The 14,366-nt window shown below is 68.2% G+C and carries 18 protein-coding genes; 4 read left to right on the forward strand and 14 right to left on the reverse strand.

Going from position 1 to position 14,366, the window contains the following annotated elements:
* Positions 1-83: 83 nt before the first annotated feature.
* Positions 84-644 (forward strand): TetR/AcrR family transcriptional regulator, encoded by a 561-nt coding sequence (locus RX333_RS14265; RefSeq protein ID WP_316015625.1) that lies wholly within the window; start codon positions 84-86, stop codon positions 642-644.
* Here RX333_RS14265 and RX333_RS14270 read toward each other — a convergent pair.
* Complete coding sequence (locus tag RX333_RS14270; RefSeq protein WP_316015626.1) at positions 636-1,397, reverse strand: hypothetical protein; 762 nt, start codon at positions 1,395-1,397, stop codon at positions 636-638. The two genes, RX333_RS14265 and RX333_RS14270, sit on opposite strands and share 9 nt — an antisense overlap.
* 64 nt (positions 1,398-1,461) lie before the next feature.
* Here RX333_RS14270 and RX333_RS14275 point away from each other — a divergent pair, with 64 nt between their 5' ends.
* A complete protein-coding gene (locus RX333_RS14275) occupies positions 1,462-1,878 on the forward strand; it encodes a MarR family winged helix-turn-helix transcriptional regulator (protein WP_316015627.1) in 417 nt (138 codons plus the stop codon).
* 55 nt (positions 1,879-1,933) lie between these two features.
* The gene (locus RX333_RS14280; protein WP_316015628.1) at positions 1,934-2,632 is read left to right on the forward strand and encodes a M48 family metalloprotease; all 699 of its coding nucleotides are present in this window, start codon (positions 1,934-1,936) and stop codon (positions 2,630-2,632) included.
* 73 nt (positions 2,633-2,705) lie between these two features.
* Here the strand turns inward: RX333_RS14280 and RX333_RS14285 are convergent, their stop codons facing one another.
* The 13 genes from RX333_RS14285 to RX333_RS14345 form a co-directional block, all read right to left on the reverse strand.
* Positions 2,706-3,227, reverse strand: a complete 522-nt coding sequence (locus RX333_RS14285) for an RSP_2648 family PIN domain-containing protein (protein WP_316015629.1) — start codon at positions 3,225-3,227, stop codon at positions 2,706-2,708.
* Complete coding sequence (locus tag RX333_RS14290; RefSeq protein ID WP_316015630.1) at positions 3,227-4,426, reverse strand: RSP_2647 family RNA methyltransferase; 1,200 nt, start codon at positions 4,424-4,426, stop codon at positions 3,227-3,229. Before RX333_RS14290 ends, RX333_RS14285 begins: the two co-directional genes overlap by 1 nt.
* 98 nt (positions 4,427-4,524) lie before the next feature.
* On the reverse strand, positions 4,525-4,674 hold the full coding sequence (locus RX333_RS14295; protein WP_316015631.1) for an RSP_7527 family protein: 150 nt from the start codon (positions 4,672-4,674) through the stop codon (positions 4,525-4,527).
* A gap of 118 nt (positions 4,675-4,792) precedes the next feature.
* A complete protein-coding gene (locus RX333_RS14300; protein ID WP_316015632.1) occupies positions 4,793-5,479 on the reverse strand; it encodes an ABC transporter permease in 687 nt (228 codons plus the stop codon).
* A 53-nt stretch (positions 5,480-5,532) separates the two neighbouring features.
* A complete protein-coding gene (locus RX333_RS14305; protein WP_316015633.1) occupies positions 5,533-6,222 on the reverse strand; it encodes an ABC transporter permease subunit in 690 nt (229 codons plus the stop codon).
* 70 nt (positions 6,223-6,292) lie between these two features.
* Positions 6,293-7,066, reverse strand: a complete 774-nt coding sequence (locus tag RX333_RS14310) for a transporter substrate-binding domain-containing protein (protein ID WP_316015634.1) — start codon at positions 7,064-7,066, stop codon at positions 6,293-6,295.
* A gap of 499 nt (positions 7,067-7,565) precedes the next feature.
* Positions 7,566-8,129, reverse strand: a complete 564-nt coding sequence (locus RX333_RS14315) for a sarcosine oxidase subunit gamma (protein ID WP_316015635.1) — start codon at positions 8,127-8,129, stop codon at positions 7,566-7,568.
* Positions 8,122-11,136: a sarcosine oxidase subunit alpha family protein gene (locus RX333_RS14320; RefSeq protein ID WP_316015636.1), complete on the reverse strand. Its 3,015-nt coding sequence runs from the start codon at positions 11,134-11,136 to the stop codon at positions 8,122-8,124. Before RX333_RS14320 ends, RX333_RS14315 begins: the two co-directional genes overlap by 8 nt.
* A complete protein-coding gene (locus RX333_RS14325; RefSeq protein ID WP_316015637.1) occupies positions 11,133-11,456 on the reverse strand; it encodes a sarcosine oxidase subunit delta in 324 nt (107 codons plus the stop codon). Before RX333_RS14325 ends, RX333_RS14320 begins: the two co-directional genes overlap by 4 nt.
* Before the next feature lie 39 nt (positions 11,457-11,495).
* Complete coding sequence (locus RX333_RS14330; RefSeq protein ID WP_316015638.1) at positions 11,496-11,705, reverse strand: hypothetical protein; 210 nt, start codon at positions 11,703-11,705, stop codon at positions 11,496-11,498.
* 111 nt (positions 11,706-11,816) lie between these two features.
* Positions 11,817-12,083, reverse strand: coding sequence for a hypothetical protein (locus RX333_RS14335; RefSeq protein WP_316015639.1), 267 nt, complete (start codon positions 12,081-12,083; stop codon positions 11,817-11,819).
* A gap of 120 nt (positions 12,084-12,203) precedes the next feature.
* Entirely contained in the window at positions 12,204-12,569 is a 366-nt protein-coding gene (locus RX333_RS14340; protein ID WP_316015640.1) for a hypothetical protein, read from the reverse strand.
* A gap of 124 nt (positions 12,570-12,693) precedes the next feature.
* Positions 12,694-13,941 carry a sarcosine oxidase subunit beta family protein gene (locus RX333_RS14345; protein WP_316015641.1) on the reverse strand — a complete coding sequence of 416 codons (1,248 nt, stop codon included), beginning with the start codon at positions 13,939-13,941 and terminating at the stop codon, positions 12,694-12,696.
* 199 nt (positions 13,942-14,140) lie between these two features.
* Between RX333_RS14345 and ccmI the strand changes: the two genes are divergently transcribed.
* On the forward strand, positions 14,141-14,366 hold a 226-nt coding region (ccmI, locus tag RX333_RS14350), incomplete at its 3' end, for a c-type cytochrome biogenesis protein CcmI (protein WP_316015642.1).

A 14,366-nucleotide genomic window follows, 5' to 3' on the forward strand; every position in this document is an offset into this window, starting at 1 on the left:
GGGCTGGACCTCCGATTCCATACGGTAGCGTATGGTTGGCACATCATCTTGCCGGAATCCATACGCAACCGTATGGTGCGGCCATGACCCGCCCCCGCCTGACCCGGACGGACTGGATCCTCGCCGCCTTCCGCGCGCTCGCGAGCGGTGGGCCAAAGGCGCTGCGGATCGAACCGCTGGCCCGGACGCTCACGGCCACGAAAGGCTCGTTCTACTGGCATTTCGACGGACCCGACGCCTTGCGCGACGCAATGCTGGAGCATTGGCAGGCCGCTGCCGCGACGACCATCATCGACTCCCTGTCGCAGCTGCCGCCCGGCGCGCCGCGGCTGCGCGCACTGGCCGACATCCTCGACCGCACGCTCGACCCCGCGCATGGCGGCGCGATGGCCGAGCCCGCCTTGCGCGAATGGGGTCGCTTCGACGATCGTGTCGCCGCCACGATCGCGCTGGTCGATCACCTGCGCCTGGATTTCCTGCGCGGCTGCCTGCGCGAGGCCGGCCTGCCCGCCGACCCCCATGCCCGCCTGATCTACGCCGCCGAGATCGGGCTGGAGGTCCTTGCCGCGGACGGCAAAGGCGATCTGAGCGCCCCGATGCACGCCCTGCTCGACCAGCTGGGCGTGCCGAGCGCCTCAGCCTGACCCCATCACCGCGCGATCGCCCCTGAGCCACCGCGCCAGATCGTAGAGGTCGAAGGCAAGGCAGATCGCCACGGCCGCCGCCAGCACACCGGCATAGGGCTGCGCCCCCCACCCCGCCAGCCAGACCGGCAGCGGTGCCCAGGGGATCAAATGCGCCAGCCCCATCGCGCGGCTCAGACCGCCCTCGACGAAGGCGAAAGCCGCTAGCAGCGGACCGCTCGCCACATAGGCCAGTAGCACCACCTGCGCCTCGGCCCACGGCAGAAACACAGGCGAGAGCAGGAACAGCGCGTTGAGCCCCCACAGCCACACCTTCACCCAGCGCGGCAAGACCAGCCACGACCGCCCGATCGCCCGCAGATGCGCGGCCCCCGAGCGCCCGGCCCGCCCGCGCCCCAACTCGAACAGTTGCACGAGGCCGAGCGCCGCCACGCAGACCGCCACCACCAGACAGGCTGCGACGCCTCCGGGCCGCACGACCCACATCCCCGATGCGACCAGACCCAAACTGCCGAGCCACCAGCCGAGATCGAGCAGCGAGAACCAGAGCACCTCCGCCGCCCCCGCGCCCCGTTTCGCCGCATAGGCCAGGTGAAGACCGTTCCCGATCAGTCCGATCCCGAGCAGGACCAACACTCCCGGCGGCACCTTTCCGAGAAATCCCGAAACGCCCGTCGGCCACAGGAGGAACAGCGCCCCGAACCCCACACAGCTTGCCGCATTGGCCACCAGCACGCTTTGCAGTCTCGTCATAGCGCCCTCCATCTTGTAAACATGTTTGACATCAATACCGGAGGACCCAGTCTTGTCAACAAAGTTGACAATACCGCTGACCGTTCTGCTGCAATCCGCGAGCCAGTCCGTGCTGTCTGACGTGGTCGCGGACCTGCGCGCCGACGGCTTCGACCACGTGAGCGAGAGTCACCTCATCTTGATGGGCAATCTCGATTGCGGCACGACGCAGGCCACCCGGATCGCCGAGCGGATGCAGGTCTCGCGTCAGGCGATCTCTCGCGGGCTGCGCGATCTCCAAGCGCTCGGCCTCGTCGTGCTGCGCGACGACCCCACACGCGGCAACGCGAAGATCGTCACCATGACCCCGGAGGGAGAGCGGCTTGCCCTCGCCGCCCGCGCCGCCCTCGCGCGGGTCGAGGCCAAGCTGGCCGATCGGATCGGGGCGGAGGCCGTCACGGCCTTGCGCGGCGCGCTCGAACGCGGCTGGGGCATGGGTTGAGGATCGGCCAACCCGCCGCATTGCACCCCGGTGCGATCCGTCCCACAGTCCTCACATGACCCTGCTCGCGCCCCTTCTGATCGCCACGCTCGTCGGCTTCGTGATGTACCAGTTCTCCGCCTGGGGGCTGGCGCGGCGGCTCGATGCGACGTCGAAGCCGCTGACGGACCCGCTGATCCGGCAATTCGTGGACCGGATGGCGCGGGAGCTCGACCTGCCCCGGCTCGAAGTGTTCGTGCAGGACACGCCCGTGATCAACGGGCTCGCCGCCCCCGACGGGCGGATCTTCCTCACCCGCGGCTTCATCGAACGCTACCGCGCGGGCGAGGTCCGGGCGGAGGAGCTGGCCTCCGTCATCGCGCATGAGCTGGGGCACGTGGCACTCGGCCATTCGCGGCGGCGCATGGTCGTCTATTCGGGGCAGAACGCGCTTCGGATGGTGCTGATGATCGTCATCGGCCGCTTCGTCCCCTTCGTCGGCCCGTGGATCGCGCAGGCGCTGATGACGGCGCTGTCGGCACGGCTCAGCCGCAACGACGAATACGAGGCGGATGCCTATGCCGCCGCCCTGATGACCAAGATCGGCCTCGGCATCGGTCCGCAGCGCAGCCTGTTCCGCAAGCTTGAACGCCTGACCGGCAGCGCCGGGGCCGCGACCCCCGCCTGGATGATGAGCCATCCGCATCCCGAGCAGCGCATCGAGGCGATCGAGCGGCTGGCTCGCGGCTGGAACGAACGGCCCGCGCTGCGCTGAGAGGACTGCCCCGCGCCGGCAAAACTGCCATACGCTTTCCATACGCATGCCATACGCATCGCATACACGGTTTTCAGGCCAGAGCCTTGCCCAATCGCGGCAGCCGGGCCCGCTTCAGGAGCGGTCGCAGCGCCACCTCCTCACCCGACAACCGCTCCGCCTTTGCCCGCGCCGCCTCGACGATATCGTTAACGGGGGCCTCCTCGTGGCAGGCGAGCAGGAAGACGTCCGGCGCCGTGGCATAGACCCCGTGGGGGCCGAGCGCGCGGGCCGGAAAATCCTTCAGGTTCAGCGTGATGATTGCCTGCGCCCCGGCCTCCAGCGCGGTGGCGAGGACATGCACATCATCGGGGTCGGGCAAGTGCAGGTCGTCGCGCGGCGGCGTTGACACTTTCCCCGCGGGGAAAGCCGCCTCGACCCCCGCGATCTCGACCCGCCCCTGCGCGCCCACGCCCGTCCGCTCCGCCGCGCGGGCCCACTCCCCCAGGATCCGCTCCGACCAGACCGGCGCGAAATCGCCCCGCGCCGCCACGCCCAGCAGAATCTCCCGCAACACCGTGGGGTAGAGCACGCAGGCGTCGAGCACGGCCCGCATCACGCGAGCCGCAGGAACAGCGCCTTGAGATAGGCCGTCTCCGCCAGCATCGGATGCGTGGGGTGGTCGGGTCCGGCAAAGCCTGTGTGGATCACCTGCCCGTCGCGCCCGGCCCGCGAGACGCCGCGCAAGCTGACCTCGCGGAACCGCGCCAGATCGGCGGCGTGCGAGCAGGAGCACAGGACGAGATAGCCGCCCGGCGCCACCAGCGCCGCGCCCATCCGCGCCACCCGCTCATAGGCGCGCAACCCCTTGTCGAGCGCCTGCTTGTTCGGCGCGAAGGCGGGCGGGTCGCAGATCACGAGGCCGAAGCGTCGGCCCTCCTGCGCCAGGGCCGCCATCGTGTCGAACGCATCGCCGCGCCGGGTCTCGAACCGGTCGGCGGCCCCCATCGCCTCGGCCCCCGCCTGCGCCAGTTCCAGCGCGGGGGCGGAGCCGTCCACGGCCAGCGCGCGCGTCGCCCCGGCCGCCAGGGCCGCGAGGCCGAAGCCGCCGACATGGCTGAAGATATCGAGCACCTCCGCCCCCTGCCCCAGCTTTGCTGCGAAGGCGTGGTTGGGCCGCTGGTCGTAGAACAGCCCGGTCTTCTGCCCGCCGGTCAGATCGGCGAAATAGCTAGCACCGTTCATCCGCACCTCGACGGGCGCGTCGACCGTGCCGGTGGTGACGGTGCTCTCCTCGTCCAGCCCTTCGAGCTTGCGCGCACGGCCGGAGGCGTTCTTGACCACGCGGGTCACGCCCGTCACGTCAATCAGCGCGGCTTCGAGATCGGAATACATCGCCTCGGCCCAGGCGGCGTTGGGCTGGATCACCGCTGCGTCGCCGAAGCGGTCGATGACGACGCCAGGCAGCCCGTCCCCTTCGGCATGGATCAGGCGGTAGAAGGGCGCATTGAACAGGCGGTCCCGCAGATGGAGCGCCGAGCGCAGCTTCGCCGCCAGCCAGTCACGGTCGATCGCGGCGTCCGGGTCGCGGTCCATCAGCCGCGCGGGGATGCGGCTGTCGGAGTTGACCGTGACGGTGCCGATCGGCTGCCGCTCCGCATCCTCCAGCGTGGCGATGGTGCCGGAGGCGAGCGCCTTGGTCCGCCGGTCGAGCACCAGCTCGTCGGCATAGACCCAAGGGAAGCCGAAGCGGACGGTGCGCGCGCGACCGGGGCGCAGGCGGACGGATGGGCGGGAGGCGTGATCGATGCTCATGCTCGGCTCGCTACAGGGTCGGACGGAAAAAAGCCAGACAGACGAAGGGCGGCGCCTCCGTGTCGGAGGCACCGCCCTTTCGGGGTCCGGCAAAGGGATCAGGCGTGGTTCGGAGCGCCCGCGCGGGTGCGCAGCCGTGCCCAGTCGACCAGCGAGCGCATGGCCTGGCGCACGGCCTGTGCGCGCATCTGGTGGGCCCGCTCGATGCAGGATTGGACGTCGTTGAAGTTCAGTTTGTCGTCGGTCATCGTGCTTTACCTGTCTCATCGTCGATGCGTCGCTGCATCCTTCGAAGATCAAGTTAGGTCAGCACGGCTGATCTTGCAGTGCACAATGCTGCCCGCGCGCCATGCATCGAGTGCATGGCTAGGCGCGACGCATGTGTTTGAGGAACCGGCCTTCGAGTCCGCGGAAGATCAGGACGATCATCAGCGTCAACAGACCGTAGAGCACCGCCGCGGTGTAGAAGCCCTCGGAGGACAGGTAGTAGCGTCCGTTGAACTCCCGCGCGGCGCCGAGGATATCCGTCACGGTGATGACGCTGGCGATGGCCGAGCCATGCATCATGAACACGATCTCGTTGCCATATTGCGGAATCGAGCGGCGCAGGGCCGAAGGGATCACGACCAGCCCGTAGACCAGCATCGTCTTGAGCCCCAGCGCATAGGCCGCCTCCACCTGCCCGTTGGGCGTGCGGGCGATGGCGCCGCGCAGGATCTCGGTCGCGTAGGCGCCGGAGTTCAATGAGAAGGCGATGAGCGCGCACCACCACGGCTCGCGCAAGATGTCCCAGGCCCAGCTGTCGCGGACCCAGTCGAACTGCGACAGGCCGTAGTAGAAGAGGTAAAGCTGCACCAGAAGCGGCGTGCCGCGGAAGGCGTAGACATAGCCGCGCACGATCTGGTCGGCGACGGGCACCTTCGCGGTGCGGATCAGCGCGCAGGGAAGCGCGATGAGGAACCCGATGGCGATGGCGAGCGCCGTCAGGTGCAGCGTGACCCAGACCCCTTCGAGGAAGAGCGGCCAGCGTTCGAGGAGGAGGTCAAACCGCATGATCGCCCCCACTTCCGCTTACACGTCCTTCGACCACCCGGCCTCGCCCTTTCCTAGCGCGCATCGGCGAACCCCCGGTCGTAGCGCCGTTCGGCCCAGGCGAAGACGCGTTCGCTGACCCAGGTGATGATGAGGTAGCCGATGAAGGCCGCTATCAGGAACCAGAAGAACTGCCGCGTGGAGCGGCCCGCGTCGACCGAGATGCCGACGAGATCGCTGAGACCGATGATCGAGACCACGGCGGTCGACTTGGTCAGCACCATCCAGACATTCATAGTCCCCGGCAGCGCCTGCCGGATGATCTGGGGGAGCGTGACCAGCCGCAGGGTCTGAAAGGGCTTCAGCCCCAGCGCCGTCGCGGCCTCGCCCTGCCCCTTGTCCACCGCCATCGCCGCACCGCGAAAGGTCTCGGCAAGGTAGGCGCCGTAGATGAAGCCGATGGTCAGCGTGCCCGACAGGAAGGGCGAGACGTCGATCCGCTCCCACCCCGCGGCGTTGGTGATCGTGTTCATCAGCCGCTGGCCGGAGAAGTAGAAGATCAGGATCAGCACCAGATCCGGCACCCCGCGCACCAGCGTGGTGTAGGCGAGCACGATGGCCGGGCCGATGCGGCCCTTCGACAGCCGCCCCCAGGCCCCGAGCGCGCCCATCAGGCAGGCGAGCATCATGGCCAGCACGGCCATCGCGACCGTGATGCCGAACCCTTCGGCCAACAGGGGGAGGTAGGCGATTACCTGATCCATCAGGTCCAGACCCTCAAAGCAGAGGCCGGCAGGTCGCCCCGCCGGCCCCGGTCATTGCATCACGAACGGCTCAGGACTCGTCGCCGCCGCCGCCATAGATGTCGAAATCGAAATACTCTTCGGCGATCTGGCCGTACTCGCCCGAGGCGATGATCGCCTGGATCGCGGCGGAGAACTCGTCGCGCAGCTCGGTATCTTCCTGCCGCACGCCGATGCCGGCACCGTCGCCGTGATATTCGGGGATCGAGTAGCCCTCGCCCACGAAGGCATAGCCCTCGCCCGCGTCGGTCTTGAGGAAGCCGTCATCCATCGCGATGGAATCCGCCATGATCGCGTCGATCCGGCCCGCCGCGAGGTCGAGATAGGCGTCGTCCTGCGCGCTGTAGAGGCGCAGTTCCACGTCCGGGTACTCGCCTTCCATGAAGTTCTGGTGGATCGTGCCGCGCTGCACGCCCACGACCGCGTCGGCCAGCGTCTCGGCGCTGTCATCCGCGAAGCGGCCTTCCTCGGCCACGAAGATCGCGGGGGTCTGGTAATACTTCTCGGAGAAGTCGATGACCTGGCGGCGCTCCTCGGTGATGGACATGGAGGCGATGATCGCGTCGCACTTGTCCTCGAGCAGGGCGGGGATGATGCCGTCCCAGTCGGTCTTCACCATCGTGCACTCGCGGCCCATCTCGGCGCAGAGCGCGTTGGCCACGTCGATGTCGAAGCCTTCGACCTCACCGGAATCGGTGGTGTAGGAGAACGGGGGGTAGGCGCCCTCGACACAGATGTCGAGTTCCTGAGCGAAAGCCGCGCCCGCGGTCAGCGTGGCGAGCGTCGTGAGAATGATCTTTTTCATCTATGGTCGTCCCTGTTGACGGATTGACTGGCAGGGAGCATCGGGCAGCGCGCGCGGGAGGTCAAGGCGAAGCGGTTTGGAACGCCGGGTCGTGTGGGGTGTCGGATGCCATCGCCTTCAGTGGATGCGGAGGCGGTTTGTCGAGCGAGGTCCCGGATCAAGTCCGGGACGGGATAGGCCTTATGCTCGGCCGCCGCTCCGGCCTTGAGCCGGAGCCCCTTGATCCTGAGAACCCACGACGCGACTCGGAGCCGCGCGGAGTCGAGGGCGAAGCCCGCCGCGCATCGGTCGTGCCGAAGGCACGCCTACGGCGTGACCCGCCCCCCGGCTCGGCGATTTGGTCGATGCAGGCGCAACGTGGCGAGGTCTTGCGGATTTGGCTGGCATAAAGTGCTATGCACACAGGGTGGATCGCCGCACCGCGACCCGCCGATGCGCTCTGTCGGCGCGTCGGAAAGTGGAGGAGGCGACATGTGTACTGCCGCCTCGCTCGATGGCTCTAGACCAGATACCCCACGCGTCCGCCCTTGCGGGCCGCCGTGCTCAGCCATTCGAAGACGAAGCCCGCGACCGAGCGGAAGCAGACCAGTTCGGCCGCGTCCTCGCCGGTCAGCCAGAAGGCGACGGCGACCTGGCCCAGCCGCGTGCGGCGGATCTCTCCGGTGCCGAAGGTGGCCATGTCCACCGGCGCGCCCTTGGCCAGCACCTCGCGCACGGTGTCGCCGTGCAGGCGGATCACCGCGCGGGCGTCGGACAGGACCGTGACCATGTGATGCGTGCCCGCCAGCGCCTCCCGCAGTTTGGCGGCCAGCATCTCCGCCTCGGCGTAACCGCAGAACAGCATCAGCTCATCCGGGCTCATCCAGGCGAGTCCGCCGGTCGCGTCGCCCACCATGCCGCGCGTGTCGGGCATGGCATGGCCGGTGACGTCGGATACGGCGCTGCGGAAAGCGTCCGCTCCGAAATCGCCGCGGATCGCGACCATGCCGGTCAGGCCTGCGTCCTGCACCGTCACGTCGCCTGCGAAATGCGCGCCGTCGAGCGCGGTTATCGGATCAGACATTCTGCCGCTCCCCGTCCTTGTCGTAGAAGACCGGATCGACCACGCGGGCCTTCACCGTCTCGGTTGCGCTGATCGGAAACTCCAGCACCTCGTCCATCCGCTCGGACCCCTGCTCGATCAGCGCCATCGCGATGGAGCGGTCGAGCGTCGGGCTGTAATAAGTCGAGGTGACATGGCCGATCGTGTGCGGATTGCCGTATTCGTCCTTGCCCTCGACCGCATGGGCGCCATCGGGCAGCACGACCGAGCCATCCTCGGTGAAGAGGCCGACGAGCTGCTTGCGGTCGGGCCGGGTCAGGTCGGAGCGCTGCATCGCGCGCTTGCCGATGAAGTCCTCCTTCTTCTTCGACACGGCCCAGCCGAGCGCGAGGTCCTGCGGCGTCACCGTACCGTCGGTCTCGTCCCCGATCATGATGAAGCCCTTCTCGGCCCGCATGACGTGCAGAGCTTCGGTGCCGTAGGGCATGACGCCGAAGGGGGCGCCTTTCTCCAGCAACAGGTCCCAGAAGGCGCGGCCATAGCTGGCGGGCACCGCGATCTCGTAGCTCAGCTCGCCCGAGAAGGAGATGCGGAACACGCGGGCGGGGATGCCGCCCAGATCGCCTTCGGCCATGCCCATGAAGCTCAGCGCTTCACGGCTGAGGTCCATGTCACCGCCAAGGCTTTCGAGAAGATCGCGTGCCTTCGGCCCGACCACGGCGACCTGCGCGAACTGCTCGGTCACGTTGGCGGTGTAGACCTGGAGGTCCCACCACTCGGTCTGGAGCCATTCTTCCATCCAGCCATGCACCCGGTCGGAGCCGCCGGAGGTGGTGTGGCACAGGAACTCGTCCTCGCTCAGCCGCACCACGACGCCGTCGTCGAAGAGGAAGCCGTTTTCCGTGCACATCAGGCCATAGCGGCAGCGGCCCGGCTTCAGGCTCGACATCATGTTGGTGTAGATGAGGTCGAGGAACTTGCCCGCATCCGGCCCCTTCACCAGGATCTTGCCCAGCGTCGAGGCGTCGAGCAGGCCGACATTCTCACGCGTGTTGCGGATCTGGCGGTTGACGGAGTCGTGTATGCCCTCGTCGTCGCGCAGGTAGGTGTAGGGGCGGCGCCAGTCGCTGACCGGCTCCCAATGCGCGCCGTTCGCGTCGTGCCAGTCGTCCATCGGCGACTTGCGCATCGGCTTGAAGATCGGCCCCCGCGCCTCACCCGCGATGGAGCCCATCGAGATCGGCACATAGGGCGGGCGGAAGGTCGTCGTGCCGACCTGCGGAATCGACGCGCCGAGGCTGTCGGCGAGGATGGCGAGCCCGTTGATGTTGGAAAGCTTGCCCTGATCGGTCGCCATCCCGAGCGTGGTGTAGCGCTTGGCGTGCTCGACGCTCTCGAACCCCTCGCGCGCGGCGAGTTGCACGTCCGAGACCTTCACGTCGTTCTGGTAGTCGAGGAAGGCCTTCGAGCGCAGCTTGTAGGGCGCACCGGCCGGCATCATCCAGACGGCCTCCAGCGGTTCCTGCGGCTCGACCGTGACCGTCGGCGCGGTGCCGTCGGCGGGGGTGTGGCCGGTCGCTTCGGCAGCCTTGCGGCCTGCCTCCGCGGCATCGCGCATGGTCTCGTCGGCGATCAACGCGCCGGAGGCGGCCCCGGCGGTCACGACGAAGCCCTGCCCGTCGCTGCCGGTCGGGGGCTGCTGGGGATCGGGGGCGAAATGCGCCTCCGCCTCGTTCCAGGTCAGCTTGCCACCGCAATGGGACCAGAGGTGGACGACCGGCGACCAGCCACCGGACATGGCGACCACGTCGCAGGGCACGGTTTCCTGCACCGAACCTTCGCCCGCCATCGCGCAGATCTCGACAGCCTGCACGCGCTTGCCGCCCTTGACGGAGGCGATGCCGCGCCCGACCTCGACCCGAATGCCGAGCTCGCGTGCCTGCTTGGGCAGCGCGCCGATCGCGGCGGCGCGGCTGTCGAGAATCAGCGGCACGTCGAGACCGGCCTTCTTCAAGGCGATCGCGGTGCGATAGGCGTCGTCGTTGTTGGTGACGACCACCGTGCGGTCGCCGGGGCTGACCCCGTAGAGCGCTACGTAATCACGCACGGCGGCGGCCAGCATCACACCCGGCACGTCGTTGCCCGCGAAGCTGAGCGGACGCTCGATCGCGCCGGTCGCGGTGACGATGCGGCCCGCGCGGATGCGCCACAGGCGGTGGCGGGGGCCGTCCCCATCCGCGAGATGGTCGGTCAGCCGCTCATAGGCCGTGAGGTAGCCGTGGTCGTAGACCCCCGCCCCCATCAGGCGGGTGCGGATGGTGACGTTCTCCATCCCCTCCAGCTCGGCCACCGTGGCGGCGATCCAGTCGTCGGAGGATTGCCCGTCGATCTCCACCGGGTCGGTCAGCAGGCGACCGCCGATATGGCCGGTCTGCTCCATCAGCAGGACGCGGGCACCGCTGCGGCCTGCCTCGAGCGCAGCTTGCAGCCCGGCCATGCCGCCGCCCACGACGACGACATCGGCATAGGCGTAGAAATGCTCGTAGCGGTCGGCATCAGGTTGGGTCGGGGCCTTGCCCAGACCAGCCGCCTTGCGGATCACCGGCTCAAACAGGTGCTTCCACGCGGCGCGAGGGGCCATGAAGGTCTTGTAGTAAAAGCCCGCGGGGAAGAAGCGGGACATGTAGGCATTCACCACACCGATATCGGTGTCGAGGCTGGGCCAGGCGTTCTGGCTTTCGGACTTGAGGCCGGGATGCAGTTCGGCCAGCGTCGCGCGCTGGTTCGGCTCGAACCGGGGGCCTTCGTTCATGCCCATCAGGGCGTTGGGCTCCTCCGGTCCGGCGGCGACGACGCCGCGGGGGCGGTGAAACTTGAAGGACCGGCCCATCAGGACCTGGTCGGCCGCGAGCAGCGCGCTCGCCAGCGTGTCGCCGGGATGGCCCTGCATCCGGCGTCCGTCGAAGGTGAAGTCGATCTTGGTCGAGCGGTCGATCAGGCGACCGCCGCGGGGCAGACGGCTGCTCATGCTTCAGGCTCCCAATCCGGGCGGCGCGCCTTGACGGCGGCGATGATGTCGTCGGGGACGGTCGAGGTCTGCGCGGTGTAGGTGCCGAACACCTCCAGCGTGCGGGTGTCGCGCGCGGCGTGGAACCACTTGCCGCAGCCGAACTGGTGACGCCAGCGCTCGAAATGGACGCCGCGCGGGTTCTCGCGCTGGAAGAGGTAGTCGCGGAAATCCTCGTCGCTCGAGCCGGGGCCGAAGCGTTTGAGGTGCGCCTCGCCGCCGGGGTGGAATTCGGTCTCCTCCCCGGTGACGCCGCAATTGGGACAGGTCAGGTGCAGCATGGGGCCCTCCCGCTCTCGGGGCGGTGGGGCCCCGCTATGTCAGTCTGTGGTTTCGTTGGCCTCGATCTCTCCGACATCGGAGTCGACGCTGATCGACTCCTCGTCTTCGAACAGGACCATGAAGATGATGATGATGGCGAGCAGCGACGCGCCGCCCGCGGCCAGGACGGCCATCCACCGTCCGGTCGAATCGCGGCCGGTGGGGCGCATCTCGCTGCTGGAATCGTCGTGCTCGTGTGGGTCGGCCATGCCTGTGCTCCGCTGTCGTCGTGGTCAGATACCAAGACAACGTAGCGCTGCGCCGGGAAGTTCACGCGGATGAGAGCATCGGCGCGCGATTGCGCCGATGCGTCGCGGGGGTCAGTCGCCCTCGACCTCGGCTTCGCCATCCTCGGGAACGCCGGTGTTTTCCTCGCCACCGGGTGCGGGCTCGGCCTCGGGGCGGGAATCCTCGGCATCGGTGCCGACGGCCCCGGTTTCGAGCCCCGGATCGTCGACAGTGTCAGCGCCGTTGTCCCCTGAAAGGAGCCAAAGGAGGATGAGAAGAACGGCGATGGCCCCGAGCACGGGCAGAAGCCAGCGTGGGCGGCGGGTCTGCGGATCAGGGGTGTTGTGACTGTCGGGCATGGCGTCGTCCTCCGATTGATCTCTCGGCGAACAACGTGCGGCCGCGCGCGACGTTCCGTCATGCGCGGCCGGGGGTCATGAGGAAGGACGGCGCCGGTCCGGCGCGCGATCCCTGCGGTCTCAGTTGTTTTCGACGTCCGCGTCGGCTTCGGCGTCTGCATCTGCGGATGCGCCACCGGCGTCCACATCCGCGTCTGCGCCCGCGTCGGCATCGGCCTCGACATCGCCGCCGGTGTCAGTATCGGTGCCGGGGTCGGCGTCAACGCCCGCATCGGAACCGGCACCTGCATCGGCACCCGCATCGACATCGGCATCGACGGTGATGTTCGTGTCGCTGCCGCCCGTGTCGGTCGCGACAGGATCGGGGTCACCGCCGAGGAACAGGAACGCGATGACCAGCACCGCGACGACGAGGCCGCCGATGATGAACCACTGGGCCCCGCCGCCGCCATTGCCGCCGCTGTTATTGATGTTGTTGTCAGCCATTGCGTTATCTCCGTTGCACTTGACCTTTGCGGGTCGACAACGTGCGACAGGCTGCCGCGTTCCGTCGCACCGGGGAAAGGCATGCGACGGCCACGCGCGTGCGCCATGTGGAGCGCCCGCTTCATCAGTGCGCGACCGCCGCCGCGACGGATTCGTCGATCATGCGGCCTTGCGTGAACCGGTCGAGCGAGAAGGGCGCCGCGAGTGCGCGCGGCGCGCCGTCCGCCACGAGTTCCGCCGTCGCCCAGCCCGAGCCGGGGATCGCCTTGAACCCGCCGGTGCCCCAACCGCAGTTGATGGTGATGCCGGGCACGGGCGTGGTGCCGATGATGGGCGAGCGGTCGCCGGTCATGTCGACGATGCCGCCCCATTGCCGCAGCATCTTGAGGCGGGAGATCATCGGGAAGGTCTCCACCAGTGCGCGCACCGTCTCCTCGATATGCTGGAAGGAGCCGCGCTGGGTGTAGTTGTTGAAGCCGTCCGCGCCGCCGCCGATGACCATCTCGCCCTTGTCGGACTGGCTCATGTAACCGTGCACGGTGTTGGCCATGACGACGCAGTCCATGCAGGGCTTGATCGGTTCGGAGACGAGCGCCTGAAGCGCCACGGATTCCACCGGCAGGCGGAAACCGGCCATCTCGGCCAGCACGCCGGAATTGCCTGCGACCACGATGCAGAGCTTCTTGGTGCGGATCGGGCCTTTCGAGGTCTGCACGCCGGTCACGCCGTTCGCGTCACGGTCGATGCCTGTGACCTCGCATTTCTGGATGATGTCGACGCCCAGCGCGCTCGCCGCACGGGCGTAGCCCCAGGCGACCGCGTCGTGGCGGGCGGTGCCGCCGCGCGCCTGCCACAGCCCGCCGAGGACGGGGTAGCGGGGGCCTGCGGTCTCGATGATCGGGACGATCTCCTTGATCCGCTCGGGACCGACCATCTCGCTCTCGATGCCCGCGATGCGGTTGGCATGCGCCGTCCGCTTCCACGCGCGCAGCTCGTGCTCGGTCTGGGCGAGCATCAGCACGCCGCGGGGCGAGAACATGATGTTGTAGTTCAGCTGCTGGCTGAGATCCTCGTAGAGCCCACGCGACTTCTCGAAGATCGCCATCGAGCCGGGCTGGAGGTAGTTCGAGCGGATGATCGTGGTGTTGCGGCCCGTGTTGCCGCCGCCGAGCCAGCCCTTCTCCAGCACCGCGATGTTGGTGATGCCGTGGTTCTTGGCAAGGTAATAGGCGGTGGCCAGCCCGTGCCCGCCCGCGCCGACGATGATCGCGTCGTATTCGGGTTTCGGCTCGGGACTGCGCCAGGCCCGCTCCCACCCCTGGTGGTGGCGGAAGGCTTCTCGCGCGATGGCGAAGGCAGAATAGCGTTTCATGGCGGCGCTCCCGAAAGGCGGTCGGTCGATGCCCTTGCGTGATGCCAAATGTGCCCTCGGATCAAGCGCGTAATTGCGTCAGGACGCGGCCCAAACCCGACCAAATCGTCGCATTCGCGTAATGGCGTGACATAACGGCGTTGCGGCGAACTGGTGCGACCAGTACCTGTGTTGCGCATCTGAGTTGCGGGGTGGGTTCATGATCTTCTGGCTGATCTGCGTGCTGATGGCGCTGGCGCTGACCCTGTGGCTCGTGCGGCCGCTGCTGAAGGCGCAGCCGGGTGCAGCGGCGGGGGGAGAGGATGTCGTGATCTTCCGCGACCAGCTCGCCACGCTCGACGCCGATATCGCGCGCGGCGCGATCGCGGCGGACGAGGCGGAGGCGACGCGGACCGAGCTGTCGCGCAGGCTGCTGGCCGCGGCGC

It is taken from the genome of Roseobacter sp. HKCCA0434 (assembly GCF_032464675.1).
Taxonomy (GTDB): Bacteria; Pseudomonadota; Alphaproteobacteria; order Rhodobacterales; family Rhodobacteraceae; genus Pontivivens.

What these genes read in the sequence shown, in the direction of transcription:
- RX333_RS14330 (WP_316015638.1), bottom strand. Translation starts at nt 11,705, where the DNA reads ATGGCCGACCCACACGAGCACGACGATTCCAGCAGCGAGATGCGCCCC.
- RX333_RS14325 (WP_316015637.1), bottom strand. Translation starts at nt 11,456, where the DNA reads ATGCTGCACCTGACCTGTCCCAATTGCGGCGTCACCGGGGAGGAGACC.
- RX333_RS14345 (WP_316015641.1), bottom strand. Translation starts at nt 13,941, where the DNA reads ATGAAACGCTATTCTGCCTTCGCCATCGCGCGAGAAGCCTTCCGCCAC.
- RX333_RS14310 (WP_316015634.1), bottom strand. Translation starts at nt 7,066, where the DNA reads ATGAAAAAGATCATTCTCACGACGCTCGCCACGCTGACCGCGGGCGCG.
- RX333_RS14295 (WP_316015631.1), bottom strand. Translation starts at nt 4,674, where the DNA reads ATGACCGACGACAAACTGAACTTCAACGACGTCCAATCCTGCATCGAG.
- RX333_RS14340 (WP_316015640.1), bottom strand. Translation starts at nt 12,569, where the DNA reads ATGGCTGACAACAACATCAATAACAGCGGCGGCAATGGCGGCGGCGGG.
- RX333_RS14270 (WP_316015626.1), bottom strand. Translation starts at nt 1,397, where the DNA reads ATGACGAGACTGCAAAGCGTGCTGGTGGCCAATGCGGCAAGCTGTGTG.
- RX333_RS14320 (WP_316015636.1), bottom strand. Translation starts at nt 11,136, where the DNA reads ATGAGCAGCCGTCTGCCCCGCGGCGGTCGCCTGATCGACCGCTCGACC.
- RX333_RS14305 (WP_316015633.1), bottom strand. Translation starts at nt 6,222, where the DNA reads ATGGATCAGGTAATCGCCTACCTCCCCCTGTTGGCCGAAGGGTTCGGC.
- RX333_RS14280 (WP_316015628.1), top strand. Translation starts at nt 1,934, where the DNA reads ATGACCCTGCTCGCGCCCCTTCTGATCGCCACGCTCGTCGGCTTCGTG.
- RX333_RS14300 (WP_316015632.1), bottom strand. Translation starts at nt 5,479, where the DNA reads ATGCGGTTTGACCTCCTCCTCGAACGCTGGCCGCTCTTCCTCGAAGGG.
- RX333_RS14285 (WP_316015629.1), bottom strand. Translation starts at nt 3,227, where the DNA reads ATGCGGGCCGTGCTCGACGCCTGCGTGCTCTACCCCACGGTGTTGCGG.
- RX333_RS14290 (WP_316015630.1), bottom strand. Translation starts at nt 4,426, where the DNA reads ATGAGCATCGATCACGCCTCCCGCCCATCCGTCCGCCTGCGCCCCGGT.
- RX333_RS14335 (WP_316015639.1), bottom strand. Translation starts at nt 12,083, where the DNA reads ATGCCCGACAGTCACAACACCCCTGATCCGCAGACCCGCCGCCCACGC.
- RX333_RS14265 (WP_316015625.1), top strand. Translation starts at nt 84, where the DNA reads ATGACCCGCCCCCGCCTGACCCGGACGGACTGGATCCTCGCCGCCTTC.
- RX333_RS14315 (WP_316015635.1), bottom strand. Translation starts at nt 8,129, where the DNA reads ATGTCTGATCCGATAACCGCGCTCGACGGCGCGCATTTCGCAGGCGAC.